The sequence below is a fragment of the Pseudomonas baetica genome, assembly GCF_002813455.1.
GTDB classification, from domain to species: Bacteria; Pseudomonadota; Gammaproteobacteria; order Pseudomonadales; family Pseudomonadaceae; genus Aquipseudomonas; species Aquipseudomonas baetica.
Map to the genome: position 1 here is coordinate 1,958,476 of NZ_PHHE01000001.1, position 16,560 is coordinate 1,975,035.

12 protein-coding genes are annotated in these 16,560 nt (G+C 60.5%); 7 read left to right on the forward strand and 5 right to left on the reverse strand.

What is annotated here, in order from left to right:
- Positions 1-48: 48 nt before the first annotated feature.
- Genes ATI02_RS08935 through ATI02_RS08950 form a run of 4 tightly spaced genes read left to right on the forward strand, consistent with a single transcriptional unit; the run spans position 49 to position 6,552 of the window.
- Positions 49-1,701, forward strand: a complete 1,653-nt coding sequence (locus tag ATI02_RS08935; protein WP_100846072.1) for a VRR-NUC domain-containing protein — start codon at positions 49-51, stop codon at positions 1,699-1,701.
- Positions 1,698-4,013 carry an ATP-dependent DNA helicase gene (locus ATI02_RS08940; RefSeq protein ID WP_100846073.1) on the forward strand — a complete coding sequence of 772 codons (2,316 nt, stop codon included), beginning with the start codon at positions 1,698-1,700 and terminating at the stop codon, positions 4,011-4,013. The genes ATI02_RS08935 and ATI02_RS08940 overlap by 4 nt, the downstream gene beginning before the upstream one ends.
- A 5-nt stretch (positions 4,014-4,018) precedes the next feature.
- The gene (locus tag ATI02_RS08945; RefSeq protein ID WP_100846074.1) at positions 4,019-5,959 is read left to right on the forward strand and encodes a hybrid sensor histidine kinase/response regulator; all 1,941 of its coding nucleotides are present in this window, start codon (positions 4,019-4,021) and stop codon (positions 5,957-5,959) included.
- A 56-nt stretch (positions 5,960-6,015) separates the two neighbouring features.
- Entirely contained in the window at positions 6,016-6,552 is a 537-nt protein-coding gene (locus ATI02_RS08950; protein WP_100846075.1) for a hypothetical protein, read from the forward strand.
- A gap of 184 nt (positions 6,553-6,736) precedes the next feature.
- On the opposite strand, the gene ATI02_RS08955 is transcribed toward ATI02_RS08950, so the two are convergent.
- From ATI02_RS08955 to ATI02_RS08980, 5 genes are all read right to left on the reverse strand, one after another.
- Entirely contained in the window at positions 6,737-7,093 is a 357-nt protein-coding gene (locus tag ATI02_RS08955) for a DUF6124 family protein (RefSeq protein ID WP_100846076.1), read from the reverse strand.
- Positions 7,094-7,477: 384 nt separating this feature from the next.
- Complete coding sequence (locus tag ATI02_RS08960) at positions 7,478-7,774, reverse strand: hypothetical protein (RefSeq protein WP_100846077.1); 297 nt, start codon at positions 7,772-7,774, stop codon at positions 7,478-7,480.
- Between the two features lie 154 nt (positions 7,775-7,928).
- Positions 7,929-9,272 (reverse strand): cation:proton antiporter, encoded by a 1,344-nt coding sequence (locus ATI02_RS08965; protein ID WP_100846078.1) that lies wholly within the window; start codon positions 9,270-9,272, stop codon positions 7,929-7,931.
- 73 nt (positions 9,273-9,345) lie between these two features.
- Positions 9,346-10,203 carry a glucose 1-dehydrogenase gene (locus ATI02_RS08970; RefSeq protein WP_100846079.1) on the reverse strand — a complete coding sequence of 286 codons (858 nt, stop codon included), beginning with the start codon at positions 10,201-10,203 and terminating at the stop codon, positions 9,346-9,348.
- 220 nt (positions 10,204-10,423) lie between these two features.
- The gene (locus ATI02_RS08980; RefSeq protein ID WP_100846080.1) at positions 10,424-11,572 is read right to left on the reverse strand and encodes a MalY/PatB family protein; all 1,149 of its coding nucleotides are present in this window, start codon (positions 11,570-11,572) and stop codon (positions 10,424-10,426) included.
- 322 nt (positions 11,573-11,894) lie between these two features.
- Between ATI02_RS08980 and fdnG the strand changes: the two genes are divergently transcribed.
- Genes fdnG through ATI02_RS09000 form a run of 3 tightly spaced genes read left to right on the forward strand, consistent with a single transcriptional unit; the run spans position 11,895 to position 16,558 of the window.
- On the forward strand, positions 11,895-14,960 hold the full coding sequence (gene fdnG / locus ATI02_RS08990; protein WP_146166105.1) for a formate dehydrogenase-N subunit alpha: 3,066 nt from the start codon (positions 11,895-11,897) through the stop codon (positions 14,958-14,960).
- Positions 14,961-15,896 (forward strand): formate dehydrogenase subunit beta, encoded by a 936-nt coding sequence (fdxH, locus tag ATI02_RS08995; protein ID WP_100846082.1) that lies wholly within the window; start codon positions 14,961-14,963, stop codon positions 15,894-15,896.
- Positions 15,893-16,558, forward strand: coding sequence for a formate dehydrogenase subunit gamma (locus ATI02_RS09000; protein WP_095187145.1), 666 nt, complete (start codon positions 15,893-15,895; stop codon positions 16,556-16,558). The genes fdxH and ATI02_RS09000 overlap by 4 nt, the downstream gene beginning before the upstream one ends.
- Positions 16,559-16,560 lie beyond the last annotated feature (2 nt).

A 16,560-nucleotide genomic window follows, 5' to 3' on the forward strand; every position in this document is an offset into this window, starting at 1 on the left:
GTATCTGTACGCATAACCAGTACTCGCTCGCCATGGCCTTGAATTCCTGTGACTGCCAATCCCCTCGACGATCCGTTCTACTACCTTAACAACTTTGAGCAAGTGCTTGATTGGCTTGAGCTTCGCTATGCCGATGTGATGAGTGAAGCAGAACATGCCTTCATCCGCGACTTCAAGGCGTTACCGCGAGCCTCGCAGGGTTTGCTGGTACGCATGGTGATGCGCAAGGGCCTGCATTTTCGTGCCGGCAAGCTCAACTACGCGGAAATCGGTGACATCGCCCAGGCGGCGCAACCGCTGCTGGATCAGGGCTGGATCGACGAACACGCGCCCCTGTCGATTGCCGAGCTGTTCGATGTATTGCTCAAGGCCGAAATCCTGCAAGCCTTCGCAGCCTTTATCGAGCAGCCCAAGGGCCGCAAGGATGACTGGCTGCCGCTGCTGGCCGAGCATTTCTGCGAGCCGCAACCCTTGCGTGACTGGGCGCCGGCGTTGAATGATCGACTGTTCAGCCTGACCATCATGGACCTGTGCGACCGCTTGCGTTTGATGTTCTTCGGCAATCTTTACCAGGACTGGTCAGAGTTCGTGCTCGCCGACCTTGGCATCTTCACCTATGAAAAAGTCCAGTTCTGCGCCGATTCCCGAGGCTTGCGCAGCCGCGACGACGTCGACGCCTGCCTGTTTCTGCACCATTGCCAATTGCGTTTCGAGGCTGGCGAAGCGATTGACAGCATCGTTGAGCAGGTCAGCGCCTTGCAGTTCGCCAATCCCTGGCTGCAGCGTCGACGCGACAAGGTGCTGTTCCAGATCGCCCAGTACTGTGAGCGCATCACCGAGTTTGCCCTGGCCCTGAGCATCTACCGGACTTGCGCTTATCCCGGCGCCCGATTGCGGACGATCCGCGTCCTGGAACGTTGTGGTGAATACTCGCTGGCACTGGAACTCGGAACCCAGGCCGAACAGGCCCCGCAAAGCGCCACCGAACACCAAGGCCTGCAACGCATCTTGCCGCGCCTGCGGCGCAAACTCGGTGGCCCACCGCTCAAACGCGCCACGCCGCGCCCGGTGGAACGTCTCGACCTGCATTTGCCGCGCACCGATCCGGCGCTGTCGGTGGAGTTTTATGTGCAGGCGCATCTGCACGCTGACGATGGCCCCGTGCACTACGTCGAGAACAGCCTGATCAACTCACTGTTTGGCCTGCTGTGCTGGCCGGCGATTTTCGCGCCGTTGCCGGGGGCGTTTTTCCACCCGTTCCAGCGCGGGCCGGTGGACCTGCTCAATGAAGACTTCCAGCAACGTCGCGCCGAACTGTTCAACGCCTGCCTCGCCGAACTCGATGATGGTCGCTATGCCGACACTATCCGCGAGCGGTTCGCCGCCAAGTGGGGCGTGCAGTCGCCGTTCGTGTTCTGGGGCGCAATGAATGAAGCGTTGCTTGAGCAAGCACTGGCGTGTCTACCCGCCGAACATCTCAAGCACTGGTTCCAGCGCCTGTTGCTCGATATCAAGGCCAATCGCGCCGGCATGCCCGACCTGATCCAGTTCTGGCCGCAGCACAAAACCTACCGGATGATCGAAGTCAAAGGCCCCGGCGACCGCCTGCAGGACAATCAATTGCGCTGGCTGGAGTTCTGCCACGAACATCAGATGCCGGTGGCCGTGTGTTACGTGCAATGGGCGGAGCAGAGCGCGTGAGTTACAGCATTGCAGTGCGGGCGCTGTGTGAGTTCACCGCCAAGACCGGCGACCTCGACCTGCGGTTCACGCCATCGCCGACGGCACTCGAAGGCATTGCCGGTCATCGCACCGTGGCCTCGCGGCGTAACGAGAAGTACCAGAGCGAAGTGGCGCTGGAAGGTGAGTTTCGCCAGTTGAAGGTCAAGGGCAGGGCGGACGGCTACGATCCCGGGCAAAACTGCCTGGAAGAAGTCAAAACCTATCGCGGCGACCTGAGCAAGCAACCGGCCAATCACCGGCAGTTGCACTGGGCGCAGGCGAAGGTCTATGGCTGGCTGATGTGCCGCAAGCTGGAGCTGGAACACATCAATCTGGCGCTGGTGTATTTCGACATCGTCAGTGAGAAGGAAACCTGTCTGGTCGAGGCGTTCAGCGCTGAAGCCTTGCAGGTTTTTTTCGAGCAGCAATGCGCTTTGTTCCTGTATTGGGCCGAGCAGGAAATGGCCCACCGCGAGGCACGCAATCTGGCCGCGCAGCAACTGGCCTTTCCCCACGCAGACTTTCGCCCCGGTCAGCGGCATTTGGCCGAATCGGTGTTCAAGGCAATCACTACCGGTCGTTGCCTGATGGCGCAGGCGCCGACCGGCATCGGCAAAACGCTGGGTACGTTGTTCCCCATGCTCAAGGCCTTGGCGCCGCAGCAACTGGACAAGGTGTTTTTCCTTACGGCCAAGACACCGGGACGTAAACTGGCGCTGGATGCCAGTCAGGTGTTGTTCAAGCAATCGCCAGACTTGCCGCTGCGTGTGCTGGAGATGGTCGCCCGGGACAAGGCCTGCGAGCATCCGGACAAGGCGTGCCACGGTGAATCCTGCCCGTTGGCCCAAGGCTTTTATGATCGCCTGCCCGCCGCCCGTGAAGCAGCCAGTCGCATCCATTTGCTCGATCAGGCCGCGATGCGTGAGGTCGCCGCGCAACACACGGTGTGTCCTTATTACCTGAGCCAGGAAATGGCCCGCTGGGCTGACGTGGTGGTCGCCGACTACAACTATTACTTCGATTTCAGCGCGCTGCTGTTCGGTCTTGCCCAGCTCAATCAGTGGAAAGTCGCGGTGCTGGCGGACGAGGCGCACAACCTCGTCGAGCGCGGGCGGCAGATGTACAGCGCCAGTCTTGATCAGGCCACGCTGGGCAATGTGCGCAAAACGGCGCCCCAAGCGCTGAAAAAGTCGCTGCAACGGGTCAACCGTGAATGGAATGCGCTGCATGCGCCGCAACTGGCGGCGTATCAGGCTTACGACAAAGCCCCGGAAAAGCTCCTTCAGGCAATTTCCCTGTGTTGCTCAGCCATTGGCGATTACCTCAATGATCACCCGCAAGGGCTCGACAGTGGCTTGCAGAACGTCTACTTCGACCTGCTGCAATTCGGTCGGGTGGCAGAGCTGTACGACGAGCATTACCTGTTCGACATCAGCAAACGCGACCTCGATCGCAAGCGCCCACTGTCGCAACTGTGCCTGCGCAACGTGGTGCCTGCCGCCTTCATCGGCCCGCGCCTGAAGGCGGCACGCAGCAGCGTGCTGTTTTCCGCCACGCTGAGCCCGCGCAACTATTACGCCGACTTGCTGGGCACGCCGGCCGACACGGTCTGGATCGACGTCGAATCACCGTTCAGTGCCGAACAATTGCAGGTGCAGATCGTCAGCCGCATCTCGACGCGGTTCAATCATCGACAGGCGTCGCTGGAACCCATCGTCGACCTGATCGCCCGCCAGTTCAGTGAACGGCCGGGCAATTATCTGGCGTTCTTCAGCAGCTTCGATTACCTGCAACAGGTGGCGACTTTATTAGCCCAACGGCATCCGCACATTACCCTGTGGCAACAATCGCGGGGGATGGACGAAGGGGCGCGGCAGGCGTTTCTCGATCAGTTCACCGCCGACAGCCAGGGTGTGGGCTTCGCGGTGCTGGGCGGCGCATTTGGTGAAGGCATTGACCTGCCCGGTGCGCGCTTGATTGGCGCATTCATTGCCACGCTTGGCCTGGCGCAACTGAACCCGGTCAATGAACAGTTGAAGCGGCGCATGGCAGCGATTTTCGGTGCCGGTTATGACTACACCTATCTGTATCCCGGCGTGCAGAAAGTGGTGCAGGCCGCCGGCCGGGTGATTCGCACGCGTGAGGATCGCGGCGTGGTGATGCTGATCGACGACCGCTTTGCCGAGAGCCGGATCAAACAGCTCCTGCCGCGCTGGTGGGCGATCAATCACGAAGCGGTCCCTCAATTTGCCGGATTGCCGCATACTTGCGCTCATGAAAATGGCCGGTGAGCGTAATGAGCAATAAACACAAGACCGCTGCAATCGAAGAGATGCGCTTTCGGTTGTTGATCGATGCGGTGGTCGACTATGCGATCTACATGATCGACCCGGATGGCATCATCACCAGCTGGAACTCCGGTGCCAAACGTTTCAAGGGTTATGAAGAGGCGGAAATCCTCGGCGAGCATTTTTCGCGCTTTTATACCGCTGAAGATCGCGCGGCCGGTCTGCCGCAACGCGCGCTCGATACCGCGATCCGCGAGGGTCGGTTCGAGGGCGAAGGCTGGCGGGTGCGCAAGGACGGCAGCAATTTCTGGTGCCACGTGGTGATCGATCCGATCATTGCCCCCGATGGCGAATTGCTCGGCTACGCCAAGATCACCCGCGACCTCACCGACCGCAAAATGGCCGAGGAAACCCTCAAGCAAAGCGAACAGCAGTTTCGCCTGCTGGTGCAGGGCGTTACCGATTACGCAATCTACATGCTCAGCCCCGAGGGCCTGGTCAGCAACTGGAACCAGGGCGCCCAGCGCATCAAGGGCTATCTGCCGGAAGAGATCATCGGTCAGCACTTTTCGATTTTCTATACCGCCGAAGACCGTGAACTGGGCGAGCCGCAACGGGCGCTGGAGATTGCCACCCGCGAAGGCCGCTTCGAGAAAAAGAGCTGGCGCGTGCGCAAGGACGGCACTCGATTCATGGCCCATGTGGTGGTCGATGCCATTCGCGGGGAAACCGGCACCTTGCTCGGTTTTGCCAAGATCACTCGTGACGTCACCGAAGCCCATCAGGCGCAACAAGCACTGGAAAACACCCGTGAGGCGTTGTTCCAGGCGCAGAAGATGCAGGCCATCGGTCAACTCAGCGGCGGCATCGCCCATGATTTCAATAACCTGCTGATGGTGATTCTCGGCAACCTTGAAATCGTGCAAAAGCGCATTGGCGACGACCCGAAAATCACCCGTCTGCTGGAAAACGCCACGCAAGGCGCTTTACGCGGTGTATCACTGACCCAACGCATGCTCGCGTTCGCTCGCCGTCAGGAACTGAAGACCGAATCCGTCGATATCCCGCAACTGGTACAAGGCATCACCGGGCTGCTGCGCAGCTCGATGGGGCCGGGGATTCGCATCGAGACACGGTTTCCCGAAGACCTTGAGCCGGTCCTCGCCGACAGCAACCAACTGGAACTGGCGTTACTCAACCTCGCCACCAACGCCCGCGACGCCATGCCTGACGGTGGCTGCGTGATCATCAGTGCAGAGCCGCAGGTCGTGCTCGAACTCGCTCATACCGATCTGGCGGCGGGCCGTTACGTTTGCCTCAGCCTGACTGACAGCGGTGAAGGCATGGACGCGCACACGCTGGCCTTGGCCAAAGACCCGTTTTTCACCACCAAAGGCGTGGGCAAAGGCACCGGGCTGGGCTTGTCGATGGTCCATGGTTTTATCGAGCAACTCGGTGGCCGCTTCATCCTCAAAAGCGAGCGGGCGCACGGCACCACCGCTCAATTGTGGATACCGGTGGCCGTCGAAGGCGCAGCGGCCAGGTCTTTGTACCTGCCCGTTGAAGCGGTTGCGGTGCCAAGGCTCAGCGTGCTGGTCGTCGACGATGACACGCTGGTGATGAACAGCACCATTCTGCTGCTCGAAGACCTCGGCCATCGCGTGGTCAGCGCCACTTCGGGCAATGCGGCGCTGGCGCTGTTCGATCAGGGCGAAGTCATCGACCTGATGATCACCGACATGGCCATGCCGCAGATGAGTGGCGCGCAACTGGCCCACGCCGTGCGTCTGCTCAAGCCCGATCTGCCGATCATCCTCGCCACCGGTTACGCCGACCGTCTGGAAGGCTTTGCGGCGCAATTGCCGCGTCTACCCAAACCGTTTACTCAGCTCAATCTGGTGGAAATCATCGCCCAGTCGATGAAAGGCCCAAGGGGGACATCCGGCTGAACTTGTCGGTCGCGGGGTCCTTCTAAACGGTTTCCCTGCCTCGGAGCGTACGCCTCGTGCCTCGCATATTGACCCAGCCAATGGCTGACGAAACCCTCACCGAACACGACGCCAAGATGTTCGGCTCGCCCAAGGAGCGGCTGGATTTCTATCGTCGGGAGATCCAGTACGAAACCAGCATTCTGGCCAATCGCACCGACGCCTATCTGGCGGCGCAGTCTTTTCTGGTGATTGCCTTTGCATCGTGCATGTCCAACCTCAACCCGGAGTGGGGCAAGTTGTTCACGTTGGTGGTGCCGCCGTTCCTGGCGTTACTGGGACTGCTCAGTTCGCTCAATGCCTGGCCAGGGATTCGCGCCGCGTATGACATCATCGATCACTGGCATTTCAAGCAGAGTCATTTGCTGCACAGCGAGCCGCTGATGGGCCTGGCCTATGACGAGTCGCCGCTGTTCAGCGAGACGGAGTCGAGCCACAAGGGGTATCGCAAGTCGCTGCTGTTTTCGGTGCGCACGCCGTGGATCTTTGCGACGTTCTGGGTGATGTTGGGGAGTTATGCGGTGTTTATTCAGGTGACGAATCCGGGCGGCTGAACGCTGGCCCTTCTGGCAAGAACCCCCCTGTAGGCGCTGCCGAAGGCTGCGATCTTTTGACGTTGATCGTTCCCACGCTCTGCGTGGGAATGCATCCGCGGACGCTCTGCGTCCCAAACCAGAGTCAAAAGATCGCAGCCTGCGGCAGCGCCTACAGTGGGGTAAAAATCTGTCCCCTTAAGCGTTAGCTCGGCAACTCCAGATAATTCAGCACCCGGTTCACCGCCAGTTCCCCCAGCATGATCAGTTGCGCAATCCCCAACACCGTCCGGCGCTGCGGTGCGGGCAGCAGGCGGGCGAAGTCGTGGGCGATGGTCTTGGCCGATGCGAGTGTTTCGAAGGCATCGAGCAGCAATTCCTCGTTTTTGGTGTCCGCGGTCGCGGCATACATCCCGCGGGTTTTACGCGGCGGCGTGGAGCCGGGCGGGCAGAGGTAATGGTCGAGGGCGCGGTCGGCGGCTTCGTGGAGCTTTTTTGAATCGAGGGATTCGTAGGGGGAGGCGGGGTCGATTTCGGGTGGGTTGGGTGTTGGTTTTATCATGGTGCAACTCCTTGAGAAATGGAGTCGTCAGCCATCGCTGCTAAACGAAGAGGGTGGCGGCTGTACGCGGGTTAGCAGACCAGGCTCAAGGATCCCGGCGCACCGAAGTGCCCCACGTAAAGCCGCCATATCGTAGAGGCGGGATAACGTGCCTTGAAATTTGCCGGGCTGCTAAACCCGATCACTGAACAGTCAGCGACCGACCCACAATAGAACCCGCCCCCAAGGCGCACAAGCCGGCGGATTCTGGCGTAGCTGTAGGCAAAGGCGCAAGGTTTTGTAGCCTGCGAGAGTGTCTGGATTTGTCTGTTAAACATCGCTGTTTAAAGGCGCAGATAACGGTTAATGCCATGAGGTCATACGCCCGGCAATACTGATAGCCCATCACTCGGTTGTTTCAAGCTGGCGCCGCAACCCCTGCGAATTTTGCACCGACATCGGAATCGGCGGGAAATCCTCGTTCAACACACACAAATGCTCGATCGCATCGGCAAACTTCACATCGGCTTTGCGGCGTAACGCCCGGTAGTGCTCAAACAGTTCGAGGTCCAGTTGCCCGGTTTCGAGTAATTCGTGGGCCGCACGATTCAGCGCCTGCGCCTCTTCGAACAATTGACGATTGCGTTCCAGGGCCAAAGCCCTGCAAGCCTTGATTTGCGCAGGAGTCGAGCATTCTTTCATGACCGTAACCTTAAGTTTTCAAGGATTCCTTTTCATAGGCTTGTCGCCGCAGGGGAACCGAACCTGCCGGACCCCGTCGGACAGGGCCGGCGGGGGGGTTATGGTTGTGACCGTCGACGATTGCGCAGCGATCCATTTTTTTTCGGAAGAATTTCTAGCGCTGTTGATTCTTGCGTTTTTCATAACGGGCAAGAATCGGTTGGGTGCTGATGCCGTGCAGCAAAATGCTCAGTGCCACCACGGACAGCGTGATGTCGGTACACAGCGTCGCCACCGAATCACTCAGGCCATGGTTCAAGGCATAAAACAAATAGAAAAGACTGCCGATCCCGCGAATGCCGAACCAGCCGATCAACAACCGTTGGCGCCCCTCAAGCAAAGATCCCCACGGCATCAGCGTTACGCAAACCGGGCGAATCACGCAGAACAACACGCCACCGACCAACAACGCGCGCCAGTCCCAGTGCGTCACCAGCAGCACGCCGAGCAGCGTCACCAGAAACACTTCCATGGCCCGTTCGACGAGACCACCAAAGGACAGCATGTCGCCCATCATGATCCCGGCGGCGACCTGACTGTCCTGCAGTCGTTCGGTATCGCCATGCACCGCGTGTTGCGGTTCGACGTTCTGATGACCCACCACCGGTTGCACCAGATGTTCAGCGGGCGGCTCGCTGGCACCGGTGGAACTCACTTCCACTTGACGCAGGCCAAGTCCGGCAGCGAAGACCGACAGGAACCCATAACCACCGATGGATTCAGCCACCACATAGGCCAGGGCGATCAGCGCCAAGGCCAGATAGTCGTTGGGGCTCAGGGTGCTGTCGTCGTTGCGCAGGCGCATGGACAGCGTCAAACGTCCGATGCCGCGGCCCATCCAGTAACCGCTCAGCAGCCCGGCGGGCACGGCCCACAACAGGGCGTGCATAACCCAGCTCAGCCACAGGCCGGGATGCCCGGAGCCGTCGAGCATCAACATGCCAAGCAGCACAAAGGGGAAGGCGATCCCGTCATTGAGGCCTGCCTCGCCGGACAGGCCAAAGCGCACACTGTCGACATCCCGCGCATCGTTGACCTGCACCAGCGCCGCGAGCACCGGGTCAGTGGGCGCCAGAATGGCGCCGATCAACAGCGACGGTCCCCACGGCAGTTGCAAGCCCCAGTGCAGCAACGCGCATACGCCGACGATGGTCAGCACCATCACCGGCCCAGCGAGGCCGAACGCGATTCGCCAGCGTTTATCGCGCAGGGGCAAACGCAATTTCAGGCCACAGACGAACAACGAAAACAGCACCGCCACTTCCGTCAGGTGCTCCATCCACACCGAGGCGCTATCAACAGACAGTTTCAGCAGATCGAGGCCGCCGGGACCGATGCCGATCCCCAGCAACAGGCACACGGCCGAGGTGGTGACCGGCATCCAGCGCAGGTACGACGAGGTCAGTGCCAGGGTCAGCAGCACCGCGCCAAGCACCGCAACCCAGACGACAAAGGTCATGACTCACCGCCGGCTGATGCTTCAGGTATGGGAAGCCGCCCGGTCGGCGGCTTCAGTTTTTTATCGCAAACGGTCACAGCATCGGTTTGCCGCCGGTCACGCCGTAGCGCTGGCCGGTGATGTAACTGGCTTCGTCCGAGGCCAGCAGCACGTAGATCGGCGCGACTTCCACCGGCTGTCCGGGGCGACCCAGCGGGGTTTCGGCGCCGAAGTTCTGCACCTCGTCATCGGGCATGGTCGAGACGATCAGCGGCGTCCAGATCGGCCCCGGCGCCACGCAGTTCACCCGAATCTCCTTGGGCCCGAGCATCTGCGCCAGGCCACCGGTGAAGTTGGCAATCGCGCCTTTGGTGGTGGCGTAGGCGAGCAGGGTGGGTTTGGGCATGTCCGAGTTGATCGAACTGGTATTAATGATCGATGCACCTGGGCGCATGTGTTTGATGGCTGCCTGACACAGCCGGAATATGGCGGTGATGTTGACGTCGAAGGTCATCACCCATTCGTCATCGGGGATGTCTTCGAAGTTTTCGTGGGTCATCTGGAACGCGGCGTTGTTGACCAGCACGTCGATGCGCCCGAAACGTTCGACGGTTTGATCGACCAAGGCCTGGCACTGGGCTTTTTGCGCGATATCGCCTGGCAGCAACAGGCATTGGCGACCGGCCTGTTCGACCCAGCGCGCGGTTTCCTTGGCGTCTTCGTGTTCGTTGAGATAAGCGACGGCGACGTCAGCGCCTTCACGGGCAAAGGCGATCGCCACGGCGCGACCGATGCCACTGTCACCGCCGGTGATCAGGGCGATTTTGCCGGCCAGCCGCCCGGAACCGACGTAGCTTTGTTCGCCACAGTCAGGGTACGGCTCCATTTTGCGTTGCGAACCGGGAACGGCTTGCGCCTGCGCGGGGAAGGGTGGTTTCGGGTAAGCGGTCATCGCGGGTCTCCGAGTCTCATGGCGGGTATGGGCGGTTGACCCGGTGTGTTTGCCGTGAGTTCGATCGGATTTGCGATGGATGTTTTGTCATGAACACTACAAGCCAATGTGGGAGCGAGCCTGCTCGCGAAGGCGGTGTGTCATTCAACATTTGTGTTGGTTGACAGGACGCTTTCGCGAGCAGGCTCGCTCCCACAAGGGCGTTGCTATTGACTCGGCACTAGCGATTGGCCAGAGCCCGCTCCATCCGCGCAATACCTTCTTCAAGCAATGCACGCGGGCAGCCGAAGTTCAGGCGCACGAATTGCTGGTGCTGATCGCCGAAGTCCAGCCCGGCACTCAGGCCGACCTTGGCCTGCTCAAGAAAGAACTGCTGCGGATTGGCCAGGTCCAGCGCCGAACAATCGAGCCACGCCAGGTAAGTCCCCTGCGGCACATTGAGGGTCACGCCCGGCAAACGGCTGCGTACGGCTTCAACCAGATAATCACGATTGGCCTGCAAATAGGTTTTCAACTCGGCCAGCCACGGCGCGCCTTCGCGGTAAGCCACGCGGGTGGCTTCCATGCCCAGCGGGTTGACGCTGTCGACCATGCCGCAACGGGCGTGATTGACGCGCTCACGCAGGGCGGCGTCCTGGATGATCATGAACGAGGTCTTGAGACCGGCGATGTTGTACGCCTTGCTGGCCGACATCAGGGTGATGGTGCGTTGGGCGATTTCCGGGCTCAGGGAGGCGGTCGGAATGTGTACGCGGCCGTCGAAGCACAGTTCGGCGTGGATTTCGTCAGAGATGATCCACGCGTCCTGCGCCACACAGATGTCGGCCACGGCTTGCAGTTCTTCGCGGTCGAACACTTTGCCGAGCGGGTTGTGCGGGTTGCTCAGCAGCAGCGCGCCGCCACCTTTCAGCGATTCACCCAGGGTGTCCAGCGGCGTGGCGTAGGTGCCATCAGGCTGCGCGACAAATTCCAGTTCAACCTTGTTCAAGCCCCAATGGCCAGGCGCATGGCGCAGCGGCGGGTAATTCGGCACTTGCACCACGACGTTCTGCTGCGGTTGCACCAACGCTTTCAGCGCCATGTTGAAACCGGATTCAACACCCGGCAGAAAGATCAGCTCTTGCGGCTCGACCTTCCAGGCAAACTTGTTCCAGAGGTCGGCAACAATGGCCTCGCGCAGATTGTCCTGAGGCACGCTGTAGCCCACCAACGGGTGCAGCAAGCGCTGTTGCAAAGCCTCGATCACCACCGGTGGCGCAGCGAAATCCATATCAGCGACCCACATCGGCAGCACGTCGGCCGAATAGCGGCTCCACTTGGTGCTGCCGGTGTGGTGGCGGTCGAATACCTGATCAAAATCGAAAGTCATGCGCGGTCTCGTGAAGGCGGGTTGTTCAGGGGCGCCATGATAAACCCATGACCCTGCAGGAACACCCAAAACCTTGTGGGAGGGGGCTTGCTCCCGAATGCGCTGGGTCAGTCACATTGTTGTTTCTGACCCAGCGCATTCGGGAGCAAGCCCCCTCCCACAGGTTCCACAGCGCTTGACCGATTGTCGCCGACGGTCGGTTTTCACACAGATCGTATGGTCTTTGTCTACAGTGAAAAAGTCGGCACACGTTTGCCGCAACCGTGATTGTCCAGAAAAAGCCCGGCTCAAGTACCGGGTTCCACCTGATCAGGAGTGCACGATGGATCTCAGCCGTCGTCAATTCTTCAAGGTCGCCGGTATCGGCCTTGCAGGCTCTAGCCTGGGCGCGTTGGGCATGGCCCCGACGCAGGCCTTCGCCGAGCAGGTGCGTCACTTCAAGCTTGCCCACACCCATGAAACCCGCAACACCTGCCCGTATTGCTCGGTCGGTTGCGGCTTGATCATGTACAGCCAGGGCGATACCTCGAAGAACGTCGCGCAAAACATCATCCACATCGAGGGCGACGCCGACCATCCGGTCAACCGCGGCACCTTGTGTCCAAAAGGCGCGGGCCTGCTGGACTTCATTCACAGCCCGGGCCGCTTGCTGTATCCGCAAACGCGCAAGCCCGGCAGCAGCGAATGGACGCGGATCAGTTGGGACGAGGCGCTGGATCGCGTCGCCGACCTGATGAAGGCCGACCGCGACGCCAACTTCATCGAGAAGAATGCCAATGGGCAAACGGTGAACCGCTGGGTGTCCAGCGGGTTCCTCGCAGCCTCGGCGGCGTCCAATGAAGCCGGCTACATCACCCAGAAGGTGATTCGCAGCCTCGGCATGCTGGGGTTCGATAACCAGGCGCGTGTCTGACACGGCCCGACGGTGGCAAGTCTTGCCCCGACGTACGGCCGTGGTGCCATGACCAACACCTGGACCGATATCGCCAACGCGAATCTGATCCTGGTGATGGGTGGCAACGCCGCAGAAGCGCATCCGTGCGGCTTCAAATGGGTGACCGAAGCCAAGGCACACAACGCTGCGCGGCTGATTGTGGTCGATCCGCGTTTTACCCGGACCGCTTCGGTGGCCGACTACTACGCGCCGATCCGCACCGGCACCGACATCGCCTTCATGGGCGGGTTGATCAATTACCTGCTGACCGAAGACAAGATCCAGCACGAGTACGTGCGCAACTACACCGATGTCTCGTTCATCGTCAAAGCCGGCTATGGCTTCGAAGACGGAATATTCAGCGGCTACGACGCAGCCAAACGCAGCTACACCGACAAGTCCGGCTGGGGCTACGAGCTGGGTGAGGACGGCTTCGTCAAAGTCGACCCGACCCTGCAAGACCCGCGCTGCGTCTATCAACTGATGAAGCAGCATTACAGCCGCTACAACATCGAACTGGCGAGCCAGATCTGCGGCATGCCGGTCGACGCCATGCAGAAAATCTGGGACGAAATCGCCACTTGCTCGACACCGGGCAAGACCATGACGATTCTCTACGCCCTCGGCTGGACGCAGCACTCGATCGGCGCGCAGATCATCCGCAGTGCGGCGATGGTGCAACTGCTGCTGGGCAACGTCGGCATGCCGGGCGGGGGCGTGAATGCCTTGCGTGGGCACTCCAATATTCAGGGGCTGACCGACCTGGGCCTGCTGTCCAACGCGCTGCCGGGTTACTTGACCCTCGGCAGTGACACCGAGCAGGACTACAGCGCCTTCATCAATAAACGCACGCAAGTGCCACTGCGCCCGGGCCAACTGTCGTACTGGCAGAACTACAGCAAGTTCCACGTCAGCCTGATGAAATCCTGGTACGGCGCCAACGCCACGCTGGAGAACAACTGGAATTACGACTACCTGCCAAAACTGGACATCCCCAACTACGACGTCCTGAAAATGTTCGACCTGATGAGCCAGGGCAAGGTCAACGGCTACATCTGCCAAGGCTTCAACCCGATAGCGGCGTTGCCGGACAAGAACCGGGTGATGGGCGCGCTGGCCAAGCTGAAATGGTTGGTGGTGATGGACCCGCTGGCCACCGAGACCTCGGAGTTCTGGCACAACGTCGGGCCGTACAACGACGTGAAAAGCGAAGAGATCCAGACCGAAGTCATTCGCCTGCCGACCACCTGTTTTGCCGAGGAGGACGGCTCGCTGGTCAACAGCAGCCGCTGGCTGCAATGGCACTGGAAAGGCGCCGATGGCCCGGGCGAAGCGCAAACCGACATTCGCATCATGAGCGAACTGTTCCTGCGCCTGCGCAAGCGTTATCAGGCCGAGGGCGGCAAGTTCCCCGATCCGCTGTTGAAACTGTCGTGGCCGTACAAGATCCCGGACGAGCCTTCGCCAGAAGAGTTGGCCAAGGAACTCAATGGCAGCGCCGTCTCCGATTTCACCGATGCCACCGGCGCAACAATCAAGGGTGGCACGCAACTGGCCGGGTTCGGTCAGCTCAAGGATGACGGCAGCACCGCGTCCGGCTGCTGGATCTTCGCCGGCAGCTGGACTGAGGCCGGTAATCAGATGGCCCGGCGCGACAATTCCGATCCGTACGGCATGCATCAGCATCAAGGCTGGGCGTGGGCCTGGCCGGCCAACCGGCGGATTCTCTACAACCGCGCTTCGGCGGATGTCGCAGGCAAACCGTGGGACCCGAAAAAACGGCTGGTGTGGTGGAACGGCAAGGCCTGGGGCGGCACCGATGTGCCGGACTACAAGGCCGATGTGCCGCCGGAATCCGGTATGAACCCGTTCATCATGAACCCCGAAGGCGTGGCGCGGTTTTTCGCCGTCGACAAGATGAACGAGGGGCCATTCCCCGAGCACTACGAGCCGTTCGAAACGCCAATCGGCATCAACCCGCTGCACCCGCAAAACAAGAAAGCCACCAGCAACCCGGCGGCGCGGATCTTCGATTCGGTCTGGGAAAGCCTCGGCGAAGCCAAGGACTTCCCGTACGCCGGCACCAGTTACCGGCTGACCGAGCATTTCCACTTCTGGAGCAAGCACTGCAAGTTGAACGCGATTGCCCAGCCAGAACAGTTTGTCGAGATCGGCGAAGTGCTGGCGAAAGAGAAGGGCATCGTGGCCGGCGACAAGGTGCGCGTGAGCTGTAAACGCGGCTTTATTGAAGCAGTGGCAGTGGTGACGAAAAGGATCCGGCCGTTGCAGGTCAACGGCCAGGTCGTGCATCAGATCGGCATCCCGCTGCACTGGGGGTTCACCGGCCTGACGCGTCACGGTTACCTGACCAATACCCTGGTGCCGTTCCTCGGCGATGGCAATACACAGACCCCGGAATCCAAGTCATTCCTGGTCAACGTGGAGAAACTGTAAATGGCCAGCCAAGACATTATTGCCCGCTCGGCCACCACCACAGTGCCGCCGTCGGTGAGGAATCAGGAAGCGGTGGCCAAGCTGATCGACACCACCAAATGCATCGGCTGCAAGGCCTGCCAGGTTGCCTGCTCGGAATGGAACGAGCTGCGCGACGAGGTCGGCCACAACCACGGCACCTACGACAATCCGCAGGACTTGAGCGCCGAAACCTGGACGCTGATGCGCTTCACCGAGCACGAAACCGACGCCGGCAACCTCGAATGGCTGATCCGCAAGGACGGCTGCATGCACTGCGCCGAGCCCGGATGTCTGGCGGCATGCCCGAGCCCCGGCGCGATCATCAAACACGCCAACGGCATCGTCGACTTCGATCAGGATCACTGCATCGGTTGCGGTTATTGCATCACCGGTTGCCCGTTCAACATTCCGCGCATCTCGCAGAAAGACCACAAGGCCTACAAATGCACCTTGTGTTCGGATCGCGTCGCGGTGGGGCTGGAGCCGGCTTGCGTAAAAACCTGCCCGACCGGCGCCATCGTTTTCGGCACCAAGGAAGACATGAAGGAACACGCCGCCGAACGCATCGTCGATCTGAAAAGCCGTGGCTTTGAAAACGCCGGTTTGTACGACCCCGCAGGCGTCGGCGGCACGCATGTGATGTACGTGCTGCACCACGCCGATACACCGAACATCTACGCCAATCTGCCGCAAGATCCGGCGATCAGCCCGTTGGTGGGCCTGTGGAAAGGCATTAGCAAACCGCTGGGTCTGCTGGCCATGGGCGCGGCGGTGCTGGCCGGGTTTTTCCACTATGTGCGCATCGGGCCGAACCGGGTTGAGGAGGATGAACATCCGACAGCGCCCGACACCTCGGTGCATGTCGTCGACCCGGCGGTGCACACCTTCGACCCACGCGGGGAGGACCGGCCATGAGCAACAAGACGATCCTGCGTTACACCGCCAACCAGCGCACCAATCACTGGCTGGTGGCGATTTTGTTCTTCATGGCCGGGCTGTCGGGGCTGGCGTTGTTTCATCCGTCGATGTTCTGGCTGACCCACCTGTTTGGCGGTGGGCCGTGGACGCGGATTCTGCACCCGTTCATGGGCGTGGCGATGTTCGTGTTGTTCCTCGGGCTGGTGTTCAATTTCTGGCGCGCCAACGTCTTCATCGCCAATGACCGGCAGTGGCTGCGGCGCATTGATCGGGTGCTGGTCAATGACGAAGAATCCGTGCCGCCGGTTGGCAAGTACAACGCCGGGCAGAAGTTGCTGTTCTGGACTTTACTGCTGTGCATGCTGGCGTTGCTGTTCACCGGGCTGGTGATCTGGCGCGCCTGGTTCAGTGCGTATTTCGGCATCAGCGTGATCCGCTGGTCAATGCTGCTGCATGCCCTGGCCGGGTTTGTGCTGATTCTGAGCATCATCATTCACATCTACGCCGGGCTGTGGATCAAGGGTTCGGTCGATGCAATGATGCACGGCTGGGTCAGCCGTGCCTGGGCGAAGAAACATCACGCACTCTGGTACCGCGACATCACCCGCGATGAACGTAACCCGGACGTGCCGGAGCGACCGATCACCAAAAAGGGCTGACC